Source organism: Micromonospora sp. CNZ280 (assembly GCF_011759515.1).
Genome location: NZ_JAAOYP010000003.1, coordinates 437655 through 456074, shown reverse-complemented (window position 1 = coordinate 456074; position 18420 = coordinate 437655). Strand labels below are relative to the sequence as shown.

The window sequence follows — 18420 nt, the reverse complement described above, 5'->3', positions numbered from 1 at the left end:
AGCCTGGCCCGGTGAAGATCGTCGGGCTGATGTCGGGCACCTCCTACGACGGGGTGGACGTGGCCGCCGCCGAGTTCGAGGTCGAGGGCGACACGCTGTGGCTGCGCCCGCTCGGCCACCGCGAGCTGAACTACGACGACGAGCTGCGGGCCGAGATCTGCGCGCTGCTGCGAGGCGTACGCGTTCGCCCTGCTGGGCTGGCTCTCCTGGCACCGGCTGCCCGGTGCGCTGCCGTCGGTGACCGGGGCCACCCGGGCCGCCGTGCTCGGCTCCTGGACCCCGGCCGGGCCGGCCCGCGACGCCGTCCCGCCCACCCCGCCGCGCCGGCTGCGGATCCGGTCCTGAGCTGGCGCTCAGCCCGGCGGTGGGGGCCGGGCGGGCTCGGCCCGGGCTGCGGAGTACCGGACGGCCGATAGACTCTCCGGTCATGAGTGTTGAACAGGACACGGCCGCCCCGGGCCGGCTGCTGGCCACCGTACGCGGTCCGCAGGACGTCAAGCGGATGTCCGCCGAGGAACTGGACGTCCTCGCCGCCGAGATCCGCGACTTCCTGATCGCGAAGGTCTCCCGCACCGGCGGGCACGTCGGGCCCAACCTCGGTGTGGTGGAGCTGACCCTGGCCATGCACCGGGTCTTCGACTCCCCCCGGGACCGGCTCCTGTTCGACACCGGCCACCAGGCGTACGTGCACAAGATCCTGACCGGGCGGCAGGCCGGCTTCGACCGGCTGCGCCAGCGCGGCGGGCTCTCCGGCTACCCGAGCCAGGCGGAGAGCGAGCACGACCTGATCGAGAACTCGCACGCCTCCACCGCCCTCTCCTACGCCGACGGCCTGGCCAAGGCGTACGCGCTGCGCGGCGAGTCGCGCAGCGTGGTGGCGGTGGTCGGCGACGGCGCGCTGACCGGCGGCATGTGCTGGGAGGCGCTGAACAACATCGCCACCAGCGGCAACCCGCTGGTGATCGTGGTCAACGACAACGGCCGGTCCTACTCGCCGACCATCGGCGGGCTGGCCGACCACCTCTCCTCGCTGCGCCTCAACCCCGGCTACGAGAAGGTGCTGGACACCGTCAAGGACGCGCTCGGCTCGACCCCCCTGGTCGGCAAGCCGATGTACGAGGTGCTGCACGCGGTCAAGAAGGGCATCAAGGACGCGGTCGCCCCGCAGGCGATGTTCGAGGACCTCGGCATCAAGTACGTCGGCCCGGTGGACGGGCACGACGTGTCGGCGGTCGAGTCGTCGCTCCGCGCGGCGAAGAACTTCGGCGGCCCGGTGATCGTGCACGCGGTCACCCGCAAGGGCTACGGCTACCGGCCGGCCGAGGAGGACGAGGCGGACTGCCTGCACGGCCCCGGCGGCGCCTTCGACATCGAGACCGGCAAGCTGGTCGCCGCCCCGTCGGTGAAGTGGACCCACGTCTTCGCCGAGGAGCTGGTCGCGATCGCCGACGAGCGTCCCGACGTGGTCGGCATCACCGCCGCCATGGCCGAGCCGACCGGCATCGCCGCGCTGGCCCGCAAGTACCCGGAGCGCACCTACGACGTCGGCATCGCCGAGCAGCACGCGGCCACCTCGGCCGCCGGGCTGGCGCTGGGCGGGCTGCACCCGGTGGTGGCGGTCTACGCGACCTTCCTCAACCGCGCCTTCGACCAGGTCCTGCTGGACGTGGCGATGCACAAGCTGCCAGTCACCTTCGTGCTGGACCGGGCCGGGATCACCGGCCCGGACGGCCCCAGCCACTACGGCATCTGGGACATGTCGGTCTTCGGAGTGGTGCCCGGGCTGCGGATCGCCGCGCCCCGGGACGCCGCCACCCTCCGCGAGGAGCTGCGCGAGGCGGTGGCCGTGGACGACGGCCCCACCGTGGTGCGCTTCCCGACCGGCACGGTGGCCGCCGACCTGCCGGCCGTCCGCCGGGTCGGTTCGGTCGACGTGCTGGCCGAGTCGGCGCGTACCGACGTGCTGCTGGTCGCGGTGGGCGCCTTCGGGCAGCTGGGCATGGAGGTGGCCGCCCGGGTCGCCGAGCAGGGCTACGGGGTCACCGTGGTCGACCCGCGCTGGGTCCGCCCGATCCCGGCCGAGCTGGTCGAGCTGGCCGCCGGGCACCGCCTCGTGGTCACCGTCGAGGACGGCGTTCGGGTCGGCGGGGTCGGTGACGCGCTCGCCCAGGCGATGCGGGACTCGGACGTCCGGGTGCCGCTGCGCGACCTGGGCGTACCGGCCGACTGGCACCCGCACGGCACCCGGGCGCAGATCCTGGCCGACCTCGGCCTGACCGCGCAGGACGTGGCCCGCGACGTCACCGGCTGGATCTCCCGGCTCGACGTCGAGCCGGTGGAGCCGGTCGGGCTCTCCGCCGACGACGCGGCCGCCTCGAACTGAGCGCCACCGACGGCGGGCGGCCCCGGGTCACCGGGGACGCCGCCGTCGACGTTCGTCAGGATCGGTCGACCGGGCGTGGGCCGGCCGGGCCGGCGTGGGTCAGCGGCCGCCGACCGAGCGGTAGTGGGTCTTGCCCGAACCGGCCAGGCTGAACGTCTCGTTGCGCGCCGGCTTCGGCACCACGGTCAGCCCCGGCCGGTCCACCAGCCGGGGGGTGCCCGGTGGCACCGACAGGGAGCTGTCCCGGGTGGCCCGCCAGCTCAGCACCACCAGGGGCTGCCCCGGCACCGGCAGCAGGTACGTCTGCAACGGACTGGCCTGGTCGGCGGGGGAGACCACGGCCGGACCGCCGTCGGCCGGCCGGTAGACCACCGCGGTCATCGGGCCGGTGGCGGTCTCCCAGCTCAGCTGCTGCAGTTCGGCCGGCTCGCCGCCGCCGAGCGCCACCTCGCCGAGGGTGCGGACGGTCACCTTCTCCATCGGCCAGGACGACGGCACCGAGCGTGGCGCGTCCCGGTCGCCGATCCGCCGCGAGATGCTGCCGAACGGGCCCTCCTCGCCGGCCAGCGCGCAGGTGTCCAGGCCGGCCAGTGCCCGCTTGCCCGACCCGCTCTCGTCCCTGACCAGGGGGTAGCGCGGCTCGGCGGTGCCGGTGCCCAGGTCGAGCAGCCGGTCGGCGGCCCGGCCCCGGGGCAGCGACTCGGTGGACCGCAGCGTGGCGGTCACCGCCACCGCCCGGCAGGCCGGCACGTCGACCGGCCCGGTGAGGCCGTCGGTGCCGGTCAACGCCTTGCCGTCCGGGCCGAGCAGGCGCTGCACCCGGGCGGAGGTGAGGTAGCGCCGGCCGCCGGCGGTCTGCACCGGCAGCACGTCGGAGTAGACGAGGTAGCCGGGGTCGGTGTACTCGGTGGCCCGGGTGACCGCGTACCGGTCGCCGTCGCGGGTGAGTTGCAGCAGCCAGGAGGCGCTCTCCCCGGGCACGTCCGCGGCGACCAGGGCGAGCGGCGCGCCGTCCACCTCGCCGGCGTAGAGGATGCCGGACGTGGGCAGGTGCACCCGGTCGTCGACCGGTGACCGCCAGTCGCTCACCGCCGCGGTCACCGCGGCGGTCACCGCGGCGTCGCCGGCCAGGGTGCCGCGCGGCGGCCAGACGGCGAGCGAGCCGTCCCGGCTGTCGTAGCCCACCCGCAGCTCGCGTGGCTGTTGCCGGTCGGCCACCGGGCCGCAGGCCGTGGCGGTCAGCAGCAGGGTCAGCAGTGCGGTGGCCGTCGTGCCGCGCCGGCGGGCTGGAGCCACCTGTACGCCCCCTCGGTCGAGCTGCCGTCGTGAAAGCGCCATAGTACGAGATGTCCGGTCACCCGGACGCGGCGCCTCGTCCCCGTTCCCACCGCCGCCACCGGGCCCGGCGCGAGCCACCACAAGGGACCTCGCAGTGTCTTTGGGGACATTTTCCCGCTCCGGTAGACTCCGCCGACTGTGACGCCTGCCGAGACCCGCGCCGAGTCCTCGCCGGAATCCGACGCCACCACCGCGTCCGATCCGGTGACCGTCGGCGGCGGCACGGCGAACGGCCACCCGGCCAACGGCGGCACCTCGAACGGTCAGCCCGCCCCGGACGGCGCGCCGGCCCCGAACGGGACGGCCCGCGCCGGGGTCGGCACCCTGCCGGCACCGTCCACCACGGACCCCGGCGTGGGTGGGGCCGAGCCGGCCACCGCGCCCACCGCGCCCACCGGGCCGGAGAAGGACCGGGCTCCCGCCGTCGAGCCGGGGCAGGCCGCCGTCGAGCCGGCGGCGGACAGCGAGGGCGAGGCGTCCGCCGGGGCGGCGCCCCGGCCCCGGTGGTGGCGCCGCCGCCGCACCGACCTGGCCGTCTTCGGGCTCTTCCTGCTCACCGCGCTCTGGGTGACCAGCCAGATCTGGGTGGACCCGGCCGGGCGGGTCGCCCCGCTCTACAGCAGCGACCCGGCCCAGGTGCAGTTCTTCCTCGCCCACTCGGTCCGGGTGGTGCTGCACGGCGAGTTCCCGTTCTTCACCGAGCAGTTCAACTACCCCGACGGCGTGAACCTGATGGCGAACACCGCCATCCTCGCGCTGGGCATCCCGATGGTGCCGGTGACGCTGCTGTTCGGCCCCGCGGTGACCTTCGTGGTGCTGGTCACCCTCGGCCTCGCCGGCACCGCCACGGCCTGGTACGTGATGCTCTCCCGGCACGTCGTACGCGCGCCGCTGGCCGCGGTGGTCGGCGGCTGGTTCTGCGGGTTCTCGCCGGCCATGCTCTCGCACGCCAGCTGGCACCCGAACATCATCAGCCAGTTCCTGCTGCCGTTCATCGTCTGGCGGGTGCTGGTGCTCACCCGGTCGAGGCGGCCGGTGCGCGACGGCGTGCTGCTGGCCCTGATGGTCACCGCGCAGGCGTTCATCAACGAGGAGATCCTGCTCTTCACCGCGCTGGCCTGCGGGGTCTTCCTGCTCGCCGTGCTGGTCCAGCGGCCCGCGCTCTGGTCGGCGGCGTGGCGGCCGCTCGGCGCGGGCCTGGCGGTCTGCGCGGTGCTCGCCGGCGCGCTGCTGGCGTACCCGCTCTACATCCAGTTCGGCGGGCCGATGGCGTACCACGGGCTGAGCGACGCGGTGCGCGACTACGGCAACGACATCGCCGCCTTCGTCGCCCCCGGCTCGCCCACCATCGGCGGCAACCAGCGGGCCAACGTCAACCTGGCCCCGAACTACTCCGAGGAGAACGCCTTCTTCGGCTGGAGCCTGGGGCTGCTCACCGTCGGCATCGTGCTCTGGCTGCGCCGCGAACCGCTGGTCCGGGCGCTCGCCGCGACCGGGGTGTTCTTCGCCGTGCTCTCCCTCGGCGAGCGGGTGTCCTGGTGGGACCGGGAGCTGTTCACCGGGCCGTGGGAGTGGCTGGTCCGGCTGCCGCTGCTCGACGCGGTGGTGCCCACCCGGTTCGGCCTGATCACCAGCGTGGTGATCGGCGTGCTGCTGGCGCTCGCCGTCGAGCGGGCCCGGTCCCTGCCGCTCGACCGGAGTACCGTGCGGACGCTCACCGTCGCCGGGCTGGTGCTGGCGCTGCTGCCGATCGCGCCGATGCCGCTGCACATGACCTCCCGCCCGCCGGTGCCGGACTTCATCACCGCCGACCGCTGGCGCGGCTACGTCGGGCCGGACCAGACCCTGGTGCCGATCCCGGTGCCGAGCATGGGCAACACGAACGGGATGCGCTGGGCGGCGGCCACCAACCTGGACTTCAAGATTCCCGGCGGCTACTTCCTCGCCCCGCGCAACGGCAACACCGGCGACCCGGGGCGCTTCGGCGGTCGCCCGAGCGGGTTGGGTCAGCTGCTGGAGGAGGTGGCGAGCACCGGGCGTACCCCCAAACTGGACGATCGGCAGCGCCGCCGGTCGCTGGACGAGCTGCGGCACTGGCGGGCGGCCATCCTGGTGCTGCCGGTGCGCCAGCACCACGCGGAGCCGCTGCGGCGCACCGTCGAGCAGTTGGTCGGCCCCGGCCGCCGGGAGCTGGACGTCTGGGTCTGGGACGTTCGGGCGCTGACCGACCAGCCGGCCTGATGGCGGTCGGCACCACCACCGCACCCGCCGACGCCCCGCCCGCCCGCCGACGCCGGTGGCCGGTCGTCCGCCGGCCGGACCTGCTGGTGGTCGCCGGCTACCTCGCGCTGGCGGTGCTGCTCACCAGCGGCCAGTGGGGGCGCCCGGACCGGCTGTTCCACCAGGCCGGTGACCAGGTTCTCTTCGAGTGGATGCTGGCCCGCGCCGCCCGGTCCGTGGTGGAGGCGGAGAACCCGCTGCACAGCACGGCGCTGAACGCCCCGGACGGGGTGAACCTGATGGCCAACACCTCGGTGCTCGGCCTCGGCGTGCCACTGACCCCGGTCACCCTGCTGTTCGGCTCGCAGGCGGCTTTCCTCACCGCCGTCGTGTGCTGTCTGGCCGGCACCGCGACCGCCTGGTACGTGCTGCTGCGCCGCCGGCTGGTCGACTCCCGGGTGGCCGCCGCCGTCGGCGGGCTGTGCTGCGGCTTCGCCCCGGGCATGGTGGCCCAGGCCGGGGCGCACCTGCACATGGCGGCGCAGTTCCTGGTGCCGGTGATCCTCGCGCTGGTGTTCCGGCCGGCGCCCGACCGGGTCTGGCGCTCCGGCGTGCTGCTCGGCCTGACCGTCACCTACCAGGTCTTCCTCGGCGAGGAGGTGCTGGTCTTCGTGGCCCTGGCGGCCGGCGTGTTCGTGGTCGCGTACGCGCTGGCCGACCGGGCGTCGGCCCGCCGGCTGGCGCCCGCGATGTTCGCCCGGATCGGGATCGGCGCGGCGGTGGCGGTGGCGGTGCTGGCGTACCCGCTGTGGTTCCAGTTCTTCGGCCCCGGCCACTACCGGGGGATGCCCTTCCACGCGCACGGCTACCAGTTGGACGCAGCCTCGTTCACCGCGTCGGCCCGGCAGACCGTGCTGGGCGACGACTACCTGCCCGGCCTGCTGTCGCCGAACCCGACCGAGGAGAACTCGTTCTTCGGCCCGGGGCTGCTGGTGCTCGCCGTGGTGGTCGTCGTCTGGCTGTGGCGCCGGCCGCTGGTGCAGGCGCTGGCCGTCTGCGGCGTGCTGTTCGCCCTGCTCTCGCTCGGTGAACAGATCCGGCTGGACGGCACCCCGACCGGCATCCCCGGGCCGTACCGGCTGGTGTCCGGGCTGCCGCTGCTGGACCTGGCGGTGCCGGCCCGGCTGTCCCTGGTCTGTGTACCGGTGCTGGGCATCCTGCTCGCCCTCTCGCTGGACCGGGTCCGGTCGCTCCGGCCGGCGGCCGACGCCGGTCCGGCGGCCGGGGCGCCGGTGCGGCTGCTGTGGACCGGCGCGGTGGCTGCCGCGCTGCTTCCGCTGACCCCGACGCCGATCCGGACCGTGCCGGCGTGGCCGGTGCCGGCGTACGTGGCCGAGGGCGGCTGGCGGGCGGCCGTGCCGGCCGGCCGCACCGTGGTGCCGGTGCCGCCGGTGACCGGCGCGGGCCTGAGCCCGGCGATGCTCTGGTCGGCCCGGACCGGGCTGGCCTTCGACGCGCCCGGCGGCTACTTCATCGGCCCCCGGTCGGCCGACGACCCGGCGGCGCGTTGGGGCGCTCCGGACCGGCCCACCTCGGTGCTGCTGCGCCGGGTCGCCGAGACCGGCGAGGTGCCGGTGGTCACCGACGCCGACCGCCGCCGGGCGGTCGAGGACCTGCGGCACTGGCGGGCCGCCGTGGTCGTCCAGGGTGGACTGCACCGGGGCGACCCGGTGCGCCGCACGGTGGACCAGTTGCTCGGCCCCGGCCGGGAGGTCGCCGGCGCCTGGGTCTGGGACGTGCGGTCCCTCGTCGGCTGACCGGGCGGCGCCCGCCGGCCCGGCCGTGCCCCGCGCCCGGGCCGGCGAGGTCGGCGGCCCGGCCGGGCGGAGACTCAGCCGGAGCGGGTCCGCTCACCGCGGTAGGCGCGCGGCGTGCGCCCGGTGGTCCGCTTGAAGGCGACGCTGAGCGCGCTCTCCGAGCCGTACCCGACGGACCGGGCGATGGTGGCCAGTGTCTCGCCGCCGCGCCGGATCCGGTCGGCGGCGAGTTCGATCCGCCACTCGGTGAGGTACTCCAGCGGGCCCTTGCCGACCACCTCCTTGAACCGGGCCGCCAGCGTCGACCGCGAGACGGTGGCTGCCCGGGCCAGCTCCGCCACCGTCCACGGATGGGCCGGCCGGTCGTGCATCGCCCGCAGCGCCGCGCCGACCGCCGGATCGGCCAGCCCGGCCAGCCAGCCCGACCGGCCACCGCCGTCCTGGGCGAGGTGCAGGCGCAGGATCCGGATCAGCATGACCAGGGCGAGGTGCTCGGCGACGAGCGTGGCCCCCACCGGCCGCCGGCGCAGCTCGGCGTCGATCTCGCCGACGGCCCGGCGCACGGCGGCGGCCTCCGGTGTGCCGGCGGGCACGTGGATGACCGGTGGCAGGTTGTCCAGCAGCAGGGCGTTGGCCCGCTCGGCGAAGGAGAACGCGCCGCCGATGAGGAGCACGTCGTCGCCGTCGCCGGCGTGGGCCACGCCGGCGACGGCCGCGGCGAAGACGGGTTGCGCCGGCTCGGCCGGCAGGTCGGGGTCGCTGGCGAGGGTGAACGCCCGGGGCCGGGTCAGCAGGAAGCAGTCACCCTCGGCGAGGCGGACGGGGTCGGGCAGGCCGTCCACCCGGAGCCAGCAACGACCCCGCTGCACCGCGTTGAACTTGGCCCCGGCCGGTGGGGGGAACCGGAGCGCCCAGCGTCCGCCCGCGGCCAGACCGGACGACACCCGACTCGTCGGGGCGAGCAGCGCCAGCACGTCCTCCAACGGGTCCACCCGGCACCTCCCGGACTATCGCTAAAGAGTGGCGGATCCTAGACTATAGGCAGTCCAGCGGTGGCGTCCCTAGCGTTGTCGTCATGACAGCCACGGCACGCCTGACCACCCCGTACACCGCCCGCACCACCGCCGCCGAGATCCTCGCCGGCGTCGACCTCACCGGCCGCCGGATGATCGTCACCGGCGGCGCCTCCGGGATCGGCGCGGCGGCCGTCCGGGCCCTGGCCGGGGCCGGGGCGGAGGTCACCGTGGCCACCCGCGACCCGGCCCGCGCCGACGCCCTGGTGGCGGAGTTCGCCGGCCCCGGCAGCGTCCGGGCCGCCGCCCTCGACCTGGCCGACCTGGCCTCGGTCGACGCCTTCGTCGCGGCCTGGGACGGCCCGCTGCACGCGCTGGTCGCCAACGCCGGGATCATGGCGATCCCGACCCGGCAGCTCACCCCGCAGGGCTGGGAACTCCAACTCGGCACCAACTACCTCGGTCACTTCGCGCTCGCCCGCGGCCTGCACGGCAACCTGCGCGCCACCGGCTCCGCCCGGGTGGTGGTCGTCAGCTCCGGCGCGCACCTGCGGGAGGCGTTCGACTTCGCCGACCCGCAGTTCGAGCGGCAGATGTACGACCCGTGGTCGGCCTACGGCCGGTCGAAGACGGCGGACGTCCTGCTCGCCGCGGGCATCGCCCGGCGCTGGGCCGCCGACGGCATCACCGCCAACGCCCTGAACCCCGGTTACATCAACACCAACCTGCAGCGCCACCTGGACGACGACACGTTGCGGGCGTTCGGGGTGCTGGACGAGGCGGGCAACCGGGTAGACCTGCCGTACTACAAGACGCCCGCCCAGGGCGCGGCTACCACCGTGCTGCTGGCCGCGTCACCGCTGGTCGAGGGGGTCACCGGCCGGTACTTCGACGACAACCAGGAGGCGGCGGTGGTGGCCGGCGGCCCGGATGCCACCGGCGGGGTGGCCGCCCACGCCGTCGACCCGGCCGCCGCCGACCGGCTCTGGGCGTACGCCGAGCGGGCGCTGACCGCCCGCTGAGCGCGGGGGCGCGGGTCGGCGTCAGGGCACCAGCGGGCGGACGTCCCAGAGCCACACGTCGTCGACCCGCTGCGGCGGGCCGAGCAGGGCGGTCATCAGCTCGCGCAGCACCGCCTCGCGCGGGTGGGCCCCGAGCACCACCACCGACGCCTTCCAGAAGCGCAGGTCCTCGACCGCCTGGCGGCGGTTCTCCTCGGTCAGCGCCGGCACCACGCCCTTGTCCATGGTGGTGTAGATCAGGCTGCTGGTCGGCCGGTTCGGCGCCCCGAACACGCCCTCACCCAGCTCGTTCGGGCCGATGAAGTAGCCGCCGGGAATCGGGAACGCGTGCTGGGTCAGCGCGCTCCAGCGCAGCGTGGGCAGGCCGTGCACGTTGCTCGGGATCGGCACCGGCACCAGGGTGCGGCCCTGCGGCACGTACGGCCGCCAGCCGCCCGCGGTGATGAAGTGCGGCGGCGGGTCGACCGGCTGCGCGGGCAGCGGACGCGGGACGAGCGGCAGCACGGCCAGCGCGATTGCGGCGTAGCCGACCGGCCGGAGCCAGCGGCGGCGCGGCCGGGTCGGCGCGTCCGCCTCGTCGGTGCGCTGCGCGGGCACCGGCGGGCGGCCCGCCCCGGACACCGCCTCCCAGGCCAGCGCGAGCAGCACGCCGACTGCGGCCACCACCACCAGGGCCAGCCGGGTCGGCATCATCATCTCGACCAGCGGCAGGTCGTCCGGGATGTACGCCCACGGGCCGTCGGTCTCCGTCTCCACCCCGTCGAACCGCACCTTCGGGCCGATCGAGGCCACCGTGAAGACCACCACCAGCACGGCCAGGATCCGGGCGGCGAACCAGCGGCGGACCAGCAGCACCAGCGCCACCAGCGACAGCAGCACCAGCGGCCAGCCGAACCAGGTGTTCTGCTCGGTCAGCCCGATGGTCTGCTCCACCGCCTCGTCACCGGCCACGGTGTCCCGGGCGAAGGTGACGAAGGCCTTGAGGTCCTCGCCCCAGTTGTGGAACACCCCGCCCTGCAACCCCCGGTAGGACTGCGGGCCGGTGAACTGGAACCAGATCGGATACGCGGTGAGCAGCAGCGCCAGCCCGCCGCCGACGCCGAGCGCGGCGGCGAAGGTGCCGGCCATCGCCCACGCCCGGCGCGGCCGCATGACCGCGTACGCCACCACCACGACCAGGCAGGCCAGCGCGGTGAGCAGCAGCATCTCCTCGTTGATGAAGATCTGGTACGCGACCAGCAGGCCGAGCACGACGCCGTTGCGCCGCCAGCGGCCCGGTTCGCCCAGCCGCAGCACCCGCACCACGATCAGCGGCAGCAGGAAGTTGGAGACGAAGTTGGGCTGGCCGTTGGCGTGGTGCACGATGCCGGGCGCGAAGCCGAGGAACGCGCCGCCGACGAAGGCCGCCGCGCGGGAGCGCACCAGGTGCCGGGAGAGCGCCCAGTACCCGGTGCCGGCGGTCGCCGCCAGCGCGGCGCCCAGGTAGAGCGCGTACATCACCTGCGGGCCGAGCAGCATGGTCAGCGGCGCCAGCGGCAGCGTCACCCCGAGCAGCGAGGTGTTCGCCATCATGTTCACCCCGTCCGGGGCGTTCTGCCGGGTGGTGAAGAGCGGGTTCTCCAGGTGCCGCACCGAGTACGCGCCGTGCGAGAAGAGCCACTCGAACCAACTGTGGTCGGTGGGCAGGTGCGACGAGACCCGGTGCTGCACGTCCACCCAGTAGTTGAGGCAGACGAGGACGCCGAGCGCCAGGTAGGCGGCCACGGCCAGCAGGTCGGCGCGGGCCGGCCGCCAGCGGGAGCGCCGGGACGGCCGCTCCGCGACTGGGTCGGCGACTCGGGTCGGTGCGGGGTCTACCATCGGCGCAGCCACGACGCGCCATCGTACAGGCGTGATGCGTCGCATTTGCCGGCCCGGTACGGCCACGGCCGGTTTGCCGGGCGGGCGCGGGCCGACGGGGAGGACGACGTGACGCTGATCGACCTCGGTGAGCTGCGTGACGCGCCGGAGCCGGAGTGGACGGCGCGACCCCGCCGGCTCCGGCCGGCCGGCCGTCCACTGCGGACGGCGCTGATGCTCGCGCTGGTACTGGCGGTCGTGGCCGGCGCGGCCCCGCCGCCGGGCCGGGTCACGGCCGTCGTGCCCGGCCCCGCCTCCGCGCGCGCCTTCCTCGCCGGTGACCGGCTCTACGTCGTGCGGCCGGCGGAGGGAGTCACCGACGGCAGCCGCGATCTGCTCGCCTACCCGCTGCCCGAGCGGGCGACGGCCACCCCGCAGCGGCCCGCGCCGCTGTGGCGGGTGCCGATGCCGAGGGGCGGCGACCTCTGGGGATTCCACGCCCGGGACGGGGCGGTGCTGCTCTCCGTCGCCGGATTCGACGGCTCCCAGGGCGACACCATCGTCCTCGACGCCGAGACCGGGCGGACGCGATGGCAGCAGCCCGGCCTGGCCCGGCTGGACACCCGTGGCCGGCTGCTGCTGGAGACCAATGGCCGCGACGGTGCTGGCACGCTCCGGTCGGTGGACCTCGCCTCCGGCCGGGCCCTGTGGTTGCTGCCGGTCCCGCTGCGGGGAGCGCAGTACCGGGGCCGCGACGGCCTGATCGAGCAGGTCGTGGTCATCGACGGCGGGCGGGTGGAGATCTACGACGCCGGCACCGGCGCGCTGGTCAGCCGGAACGAGCTGCCGCTGGGCGAGCCGGGCGGGCAGGAGCAGTCGGACGTGTACCCGCAGGTCGCTGGGGACCTGTTGGTGGTGGTGCGGCAACCGGCGGGGCGGGTGACCGCGTACGACCTGGACGGGCTACGGCGGCGCTGGGAGGCGGAGCTGCCGCTGGTGGACTACCTCTACCCGTGCGGTGCCCTGCTCTGCGCGGGCGGGCGGACCGGCGGGATCCGGGCGGTCGATCCGGCCACCGGCCTCCTCCGGTGGAGTGACGCGAGCCGCACGGCCCTGCCGAGCGAGCGGGGTGGCGCGATGCTCGCGTTCGCGCCGACCCCGTCGGGGGCGGACCGGGTCGTCGTGGTGGAGGCGGCGACCGGCCGGGAACTCGCCGACCTCGGCGCCTGGCAGCTGGTGCCGTCCCGGTCGGTGGACGACCGGGTCGTCGGGACCCGGCCGGTACCCGGCGGCGGGTTGCTGGTCGCCGAACTGGACCCCGCCACCGCCCGGGCGCGAGGGCACGACGTGCTCCGGGACGTGGCGGGGGACTGCCAGCTCGAGGGGGACCTGATGCTGTGCCGTCGACCGGGCGACGGCTTCCTGGTGCGGCGGCTGCCGGCATGAGCGAGCGGAGTGAGCGAGTCATCAGGCTCAGCGCGGTGGTGCCTCGTGGCGGCACGCAGCACAGTGGAGTGCCGGCATGAGCGGCGACATGGTCATCGACCTGGGGGAGCGGCCGCGCGGCCCCGAGCCCGAGCTGTTTGCCGGCCGGCCCCGGCCGCCGGCCCGCTGGTGGCGGGTGGCGCTGCCGCTGCTGCTCGCCCTGGGCACGCTCACCGCCGGGGCGGCCCCACCGGCGGGCCCGCCGACGGTGACCGTGCCCGCGACCGATCCGGCCGACTTCGTCCTGCTCGGTGACCGGCTGCTGGTGCTGCAGGGGCTGCTGCCGACCGACGGCACGGCCCGCGAGCTGGTCGCGTACCGGCTGCCCGGGGGTGAGCCGCTCTGGCGCCGGGCGCTGCCGGACGACGACGTCCCGATGGGGCTGACCGTGCACGGCGACCTGCTCCTGGTCAGCACCGGGTCGCCCGACGGCGACGACGTGTCCACCAGCGCCCTCACCCTGGATGGCGGCGAGCCGCGGTGGCACCGACCGGGCCGGGCCCTGCCCGTGGCCGGCGGCGGGGTGCTGCTGGAAGCGCACCGGCCGGGGCCGGGGTACACGGTGCGGGCGGTGGATCCGGCCACCGGGGAACCGGGCTGGTCCGTGCCGGTGGCCGAGGGCTTCGCCGCCTATCGGTACGCCGGCGGTGCCGTCGACCTGGTCGCCGCGGTCTCCCCAACAGGGCGGGTGGAGCTGTACGACCCGGCTACCGGCGCCCGGCTCGGCGCGGCCGACCTGCCGCGCATCGGGCAGGCCGGGAACCGTTACCTGGAGCTGATCGGGGACGCGCTGCTGGTCGGCGACGGGACCGGCGGGATCGCCGGCTACGACGTGCCGTCGCTGCGCCGGCGCTGGGCCCTGCCACCCGACCCGCAGGCGGGCTGGGCGAGCCCGTGCGGACCGGCGATCTGCCTGCACCGGCCCGACACCGGGGTACGGGCGGTCGACCCGGCGACCGGCCGGACCCGCTGGGCGGACCCGCGCTGGTCGCACCTGGCACTGGTCGGTGACCGGCTGCTCGCTGAAACGGGCCGGCCGGACGACCGGGAGGACCGGCCGCTGGCGGTGCTCGATCCGGCCACCGGCCGGGTGCTGGGTGAGCTGGGCCGCTGGCAGGCGCTCTGGGAGTGGCCGGCAGGCCAGCCGCGGTACGGGCTGCGCCGGCTGGCGGACGGGCGGGTGCTCCTGGCCGAGCTGGACGTCACGGCCGCCCGGGCCCGGGTGCTCACCGTGCTGCCCAACTGGGCGCGGCGGTGCGGCGCGCAGGCCGGCATGCTGGTCTGCCAGGCGCCGGGGAACACGTTGCGGATCTGGCGGCTGCCGTGAGTCACCAGTTGGCCTGCACCGGGGCCGCCGGCAGCGGCACCCCGGGCGGGCGGACGACGTACGCAACGCCGCCGCTGCCGGCCTGCCAGACCGCCTCGAACCGGTCCCGGTCGACGGTGCGGCGCACCCCCTCGTCGTCCGGGGCGTACGGGTCGTTGAGCACCGGGTGGCCGGTCGCGGTGAAGCCGACCAGCACCATCAGGTGCCCCCGGGTGTCGTAGTCCAGCCCCGGCACCTCGCCGGCCTGGAAGGCGGCGGAGACGATCAGCGGGATGCCGGCGGCGACGAACGCCTCCGCCTCGGTGAGCGAGCGCAGCCGGGTGACGAAGGCGTCCATCCCGTGCAGGCCGGCGTAGGCGGTGTTGAACGGCCAGTTCCCGGCCCCGGCGTAGGCGTGGTCGTAGCAGTGCCGGGCGGCGTGCACCACCACCGGGCGGGGGCCGGGCGGGCGCACCCAGGCGTACCGCTCGGGGGCCGGGGCGGCGCCCCAGAAGGCGAGCACCATCGAGGTGCAGGTGGGGCTGCACCAGGAGTCGCCCCCGCCACCCCAGTGCGCGTGCTCGCCGGCGTGCAGCCGCTGCGAGTAGCGGGGCACGTCGAGCACGGTGCCCCAGCCGGGCCGCCGCCCGGGTGCGCCGGCCGGTGCCGGGGCCACCGGTGCCGGGCGGACGCCGTCCGGGCCCGGGGCGTCCGGGCCACCCGCCGGGGGCCGGACCGCGGCGCCGACCGGCCGGCCGGAGGCCACCGCGCCGACCGAGCGCAGCACCGGGCCGGCCGCCGCGCCGGCCGGCCGGAACAGGGTCACCCGGGCCTGCCAGCCGGTGACCGTCGCCTCGCCGACGACGAGCGTGTCGGTGTCCACCCGGGCGTCGCCGTCGCGCTGCCCGGGCACCGAGGTGCGCCGCACCGTGGCGTCGTCGGCGGCCCAGTCGGCGAGCAGGTACCAGCCGGTGGCCGGGCGGTCGTCGTGCCAGCCGCGCAGCTCGACCCGGAGCCAGCAGCCCGCCGGGCTGTCGGCGGTCCAGGAGGGCACCACCTCGTGCACGGCGAAGCCCACCGGCACCGGTGGCGCGGTCCAGCTGCCCCACTCGTACATCGCGGTCGTGCCGTCGGGGAGTCGGTGCTCCCGGCGGCCGGCCGGTTCGGCCAGCGCCAGGCCCCCGGCCGCCGCGCGTACCCCGGCCGCCTCCCCGTCGGCCAGGTCGCCGGGCAGCTGGAAGCCCCGGTAGGCGATGTCCCGCCGGGCCGCCGCGTCGGTCATGACAGATCCGTCCGTTCTGTAGTTTCCCGCCAGCAGCATTACGTACGACGAAGGTTTTCTGCAATGGCGGCCGATCGGGACGGCGCGAAACGCTGGTTTGGCGGCCGGCACTAGGTTGTCGGGTGGTCAGCGGCGAGGAGGACCGGGATGCGGGTGCTGGTGGTCGAGGACGAGCGGAACCTCGCGGACGCGATCGCGCGCGGGTTGCGCCGGCGCGGCATGGCGGTGGACGTCGCCTACGACGGCGACAGCGGTCACGAGCTGGCCTTCGTCACCCGCTACGACGTGGTGGTGCTCGACCGCGACCTGCCCGGGATGCACGGTGACCAGATCTGCGCCGAACTGGCCGCCTCCGGCACGCTGACCCGGGTGCTGATGCTGACCGCCAGCGGCACGGTGGCCGACCGGGTGGAGGGGTTGCAGCTCGGCGCGGACGACTACCTGCCCAAGCCGTTCGCCTTCGACGAGCTGGTGGCCCGGGTGCAGGCGCTCGGCCGGCGGGCCACCCCGGCCGCGCCGCCGGTGCTGTCCCTGGCCGATCTGGTGCTCGACCCGGCCCGCCGGGTGGTGACCCGCGGCGGCGTGCCGGTCGACCTGACCAACAAGGAGTTCGGCGTGCTGTGCGAGCTGCTCAAGGCACGGGGCGCGGTGGTCTCCAGCGAGGAGCTGCTCGAACGGGTCTGGGACGCCAACACCGACCCGTTCACCACCATCGTCCGGGTCACCGTGATGACCCTGCGCAAGAAGCTCGGCGACCCGCCGCTGATCGAGACGGTGGTCGGCGCCGGCTACCGCACCGCCGAGGTGCCGGCATGAGCGAGCGGACGAGCCGCCCGCCCCGCCTACGGCCCACCCTGCGGCTGCGGCTGACCCTGCTCAACGGCGTGTTGCTGATCGGCGCGGGGGCGATCATGGTCCTGCTGGCCTGGCTGCTGGTCCGCGACGCGCTGCGCCCGACCGACGAGCTGCTCCCCGGCACCACCGTGGTGCTGGCCGACGGGCGCACGCTGGACGCCGGGCAGTGGCAGCGGCAACTGGTCGACGCCGCCTCCGCGGAGCTGCTGGCCAAGGGGCTGGTCGCGCTGCTGGCGATCAGCGTGGTCGGCGTCGCCGGGGCGTACGCGGTGGCCGGGCGCGCGCTGCGGCCGCTGCACCAGGTCACCGCCACCGCGCAGCGGCTCGGCGAGGCCACCCTGGACCAGCGGATCGGCTACTCGGGCGCGGACGACGAGGTGGCCGAGCTGGCCAAGACGTTCGACGCCATGCTGGACCGGATCGCCGCCGCGTTCGAGGCGCAGAAGCGGTTCGTCGCGAACGCCTCGCACGAGCTGCGGACCCCGCTCGCCGTGATGCGTACCGAGATCGACGTGACGCTCAGCGACGACGAGGCGGACACCGCCGAGTACCGGCGGATGGCCACCGTCGTCCGGGACGCCTCCGAGCGGGCCAACGGGCTGGTCGACGCGCTGCTGGTGCTGGCCCGCAGCGAGGCGCAGGCCGGCCGCCGGCTCGGCCGGCGTACCGAGTGCGACCTGGCCGCCGGCACCGCCAACGCCCTGTCGGCGGTACGCCGGGAGGTGGAGCGGATCGGGCTGCGGGTGCAGACCTCGCTGGAGTCGGCGCCGGTGGTCGGCGATCCCGGGCTGCTGGACCGGCTGGCCGGCAACCTGGTGGAGAACGCGGTCCGCTACAACCACCTGCACGGCCGGCTCTGGGTGCGCACCGGCTCCGACGGGTGCCGGTCCTGGCTGGTGGTGGGGAACACCGGGTTCGAGGTGGACCCGGCCGACGTGCCGGGGTTGTTCGAGCCGTTCCGCCGGGGCGGCCGGGAACGCACCGGCGCCCGCGGCTCCGGCCTCGGGCTCTCCATCGTCCGCGCGGTCTGCGACGCGCACGGCGGCACCGTGCAGGCCGTCGCCCAGCCCGGCGGCGGCCTGGAGGTGACCGTGACGCTGCCGGCGGCGGACGCGGCTCCGGCGGTGACCGCCGAGGAGCACGCCGGGCCGGCGGGGAGTCGCTGACCGGGGTTGCGGCCACCGCCGGGCGGATGGAAGGATCATGCCGTCAGCCCGAAGTCGGAGGGGGGTGCGTCGAATGTCCATCGTCATGACGTCCGCGCCCCGTCTCGCCGGCTGACGCTCACGCACACGGGGCGCCTCGACCACGGAGGCTTCACCCGTGTTTCCACGGATCCACAACATCAGTTTCGACTGCCACGACACCTACGCCCTCGCCGGCTTCTGGTCGGCGGTGCTCGGCTACGCCCGACACGCCGACGATTTCCCGGGTGACCCGGAGGCGGTGCTGCTGCCACCGGACGGCGCCGGCCCGAACGTGTTCTTCCAGCAGGTTCCCGAGGCCAGGTCGGTCAAGAACCGGGTGCACATCTGCCTGGAGCCGGCCGGCCGGACCCGGGATCAGGAGGTCGACCGGGTGCTCGGGCTCGGCGCCGTCCTGGTCGACGACCGGCGGCGCGCCGACGGCACGGGCTGGGTGGTGCTGGCCGACCCGGAGGGCAACGAGTTCTGCCTCCTGCGCAGCGCGGCGGAACGGGCAGGTACGGCCCAGATGGAGGAACAGCAGTGAGCGCCCTATCCACAACATCGGCATCGACTGCCGCGACACCTATGCCCTGGCCGGTTCACGTCGACCTCATGCCTACCGTCGATCCGCGTGACCGAGAGGTGGAGTGGTTGCGTGCATCAGGACGACCGT

General features: G+C 75.4%; 14 protein-coding genes. 10 read left to right on the top strand and 4 right to left on the bottom strand.

Annotated features, from left to right (window positions below; genetic code table 11):
• The first annotated feature begins 11 nt into the window (after positions 1 to 11).
• Both FHX32_RS35385 and dxs read left to right on the top strand, forming a co-directional pair.
• Positions 12 to 416, top strand: coding sequence for an anhydro-N-acetylmuramic acid kinase (locus FHX32_RS35385; protein ID WP_486481291.1), 405 nt, complete (start codon positions 12 to 14; stop codon positions 414 to 416).
• A gap of 11 nt (positions 417 to 427) precedes the next feature.
• Positions 428 to 2383, top strand: a complete 1956-nt coding sequence (dxs, locus tag FHX32_RS23805; protein WP_167187406.1) for a 1-deoxy-D-xylulose-5-phosphate synthase — start codon at positions 428 to 430, stop codon at positions 2381 to 2383.
• Positions 2384 to 2482: 99 nt separating this feature from the next.
• On the opposite strand, the gene FHX32_RS23800 is transcribed toward dxs, so the two are convergent.
• The gene (locus tag FHX32_RS23800) at positions 2483 to 3679 is read right to left on the bottom strand and encodes a hypothetical protein (protein ID WP_167187404.1); all 1197 of its coding nucleotides are present in this window, start codon (positions 3677 to 3679) and stop codon (positions 2483 to 2485) included.
• A 570-nt stretch (positions 3680 to 4249) separates the two neighbouring features.
• Here FHX32_RS23800 and FHX32_RS23795 point away from each other — a divergent pair.
• Both FHX32_RS23795 and FHX32_RS23790 read left to right on the top strand, forming a co-directional pair.
• Entirely contained in the window at positions 4250 to 5962 is a 1713-nt protein-coding gene (locus FHX32_RS23795) for a DUF6311 domain-containing protein (protein WP_167189167.1), read from the top strand.
• Positions 5962 to 7758, top strand: a complete 1797-nt coding sequence (locus tag FHX32_RS23790; protein WP_167187401.1) for a DUF6311 domain-containing protein — start codon at positions 5962 to 5964, stop codon at positions 7756 to 7758. The genes FHX32_RS23795 and FHX32_RS23790 overlap by 1 nt, the downstream gene beginning before the upstream one ends.
• Positions 7759 to 7832: 74 nt before the next feature.
• On the opposite strand, the gene FHX32_RS23785 is transcribed toward FHX32_RS23790, so the two are convergent.
• Positions 7833 to 8750: an AraC family transcriptional regulator gene (locus tag FHX32_RS23785; protein WP_167187398.1), complete on the bottom strand. Its 918-nt coding sequence runs from the start codon at positions 8748 to 8750 to the stop codon at positions 7833 to 7835.
• An 83-nt stretch (positions 8751 to 8833) separates the two neighbouring features.
• Here FHX32_RS23785 and FHX32_RS23780 point away from each other — a divergent pair, with 83 nt between their 5' ends.
• The gene (locus tag FHX32_RS23780) at positions 8834 to 9793 is read left to right on the top strand and encodes an SDR family NAD(P)-dependent oxidoreductase (RefSeq protein WP_167187396.1); all 960 of its coding nucleotides are present in this window, start codon (positions 8834 to 8836) and stop codon (positions 9791 to 9793) included.
• Positions 9794 to 9814: 21 nt separating this feature from the next.
• Here FHX32_RS23780 and FHX32_RS23775 read toward each other — a convergent pair whose 3' ends face one another.
• On the bottom strand, positions 9815 to 11653 hold the full coding sequence (locus FHX32_RS23775) for a DUF6311 domain-containing protein (RefSeq protein ID WP_208419281.1): 1839 nt from the start codon (positions 11651 to 11653) through the stop codon (positions 9815 to 9817).
• Positions 11654 to 11761: 108 nt separating this feature from the next.
• Here FHX32_RS23775 and FHX32_RS23770 point away from each other — a divergent pair, with 108 nt between their 5' ends.
• Complete coding sequence (locus FHX32_RS23770; protein ID WP_167187389.1) at positions 11762 to 13078, top strand: outer membrane protein assembly factor BamB family protein; 1317 nt, start codon at positions 11762 to 11764, stop codon at positions 13076 to 13078.
• A 76-nt stretch (positions 13079 to 13154) separates the two neighbouring features.
• Complete coding sequence (locus FHX32_RS23765; protein ID WP_167187387.1) at positions 13155 to 14444, top strand: outer membrane protein assembly factor BamB family protein; 1290 nt, start codon at positions 13155 to 13157, stop codon at positions 14442 to 14444.
• 1 nt (position 14445) lies between these two features.
• Here FHX32_RS23765 and FHX32_RS23760 read toward each other — a convergent pair whose 3' ends face one another.
• Positions 14446 to 15705, bottom strand: a complete 1260-nt coding sequence (locus tag FHX32_RS23760) for a peptidase C39 family protein (RefSeq protein WP_486481290.1) — start codon at positions 15703 to 15705, stop codon at positions 14446 to 14448.
• Between the two features lie 147 nt (positions 15706 to 15852).
• On the opposite strand from FHX32_RS23760, the gene FHX32_RS23755 reads away from it, so the two are divergent.
• The 3 genes from FHX32_RS23755 to FHX32_RS23745 all read left to right on the top strand — a co-directional run bounded on the left by FHX32_RS23755 (position 15853) and on the right by FHX32_RS23745 (position 18291).
• A complete protein-coding gene (locus FHX32_RS23755) occupies positions 15853 to 16521 on the top strand; it encodes a response regulator transcription factor (RefSeq protein ID WP_167187381.1) in 669 nt (222 codons plus the stop codon).
• Positions 16518 to 17726 carry a sensor histidine kinase gene (locus tag FHX32_RS23750; protein ID WP_167187378.1) on the top strand — a complete coding sequence of 403 codons (1209 nt, stop codon included), beginning with the start codon at positions 16518 to 16520 and terminating at the stop codon, positions 17724 to 17726. Before FHX32_RS23755 ends, FHX32_RS23750 begins: the two co-directional genes overlap by 4 nt.
• 157 nt (positions 17727 to 17883) lie before the next feature.
• Complete coding sequence (locus tag FHX32_RS23745; protein WP_167187375.1) at positions 17884 to 18291, top strand: VOC family protein; 408 nt, start codon at positions 17884 to 17886, stop codon at positions 18289 to 18291.
• Positions 18292 to 18420: the final 129 nt, after the last annotated feature.

What these genes read in the sequence shown, in the direction of transcription:
- dxs (WP_167187406.1), top strand. Translation starts at nt 428, where the DNA reads ATGAGTGTTGAACAGGACACGGCCGCCCCGGGCCGGCTGCTGGCCACC.
- FHX32_RS23790 (WP_167187401.1), top strand. Translation starts at nt 5,962, where the DNA reads ATGGCGGTCGGCACCACCACCGCACCCGCCGACGCCCCGCCCGCCCGC.
- FHX32_RS23780 (WP_167187396.1), top strand. Translation starts at nt 8,834, where the DNA reads ATGACAGCCACGGCACGCCTGACCACCCCGTACACCGCCCGCACCACC.
- FHX32_RS23775 (WP_208419281.1), bottom strand. Translation starts at nt 11,653, where the DNA reads ATGGTAGACCCCGCACCGACCCGAGTCGCCGACCCAGTCGCGGAGCGG.
- FHX32_RS23765 (WP_167187387.1), top strand. Translation starts at nt 13,155, where the DNA reads ATGAGCGGCGACATGGTCATCGACCTGGGGGAGCGGCCGCGCGGCCCC.
- FHX32_RS23760 (WP_486481290.1), bottom strand. Translation starts at nt 15,705, where the DNA reads ATGACCGACGCGGCGGCCCGGCGGGACATCGCCTACCGGGGCTTCCAG.
- FHX32_RS23755 (WP_167187381.1), top strand. Translation starts at nt 15,853, where the DNA reads ATGCGGGTGCTGGTGGTCGAGGACGAGCGGAACCTCGCGGACGCGATC.
- FHX32_RS23750 (WP_167187378.1), top strand. Translation starts at nt 16,518, where the DNA reads ATGAGCGAGCGGACGAGCCGCCCGCCCCGCCTACGGCCCACCCTGCGG.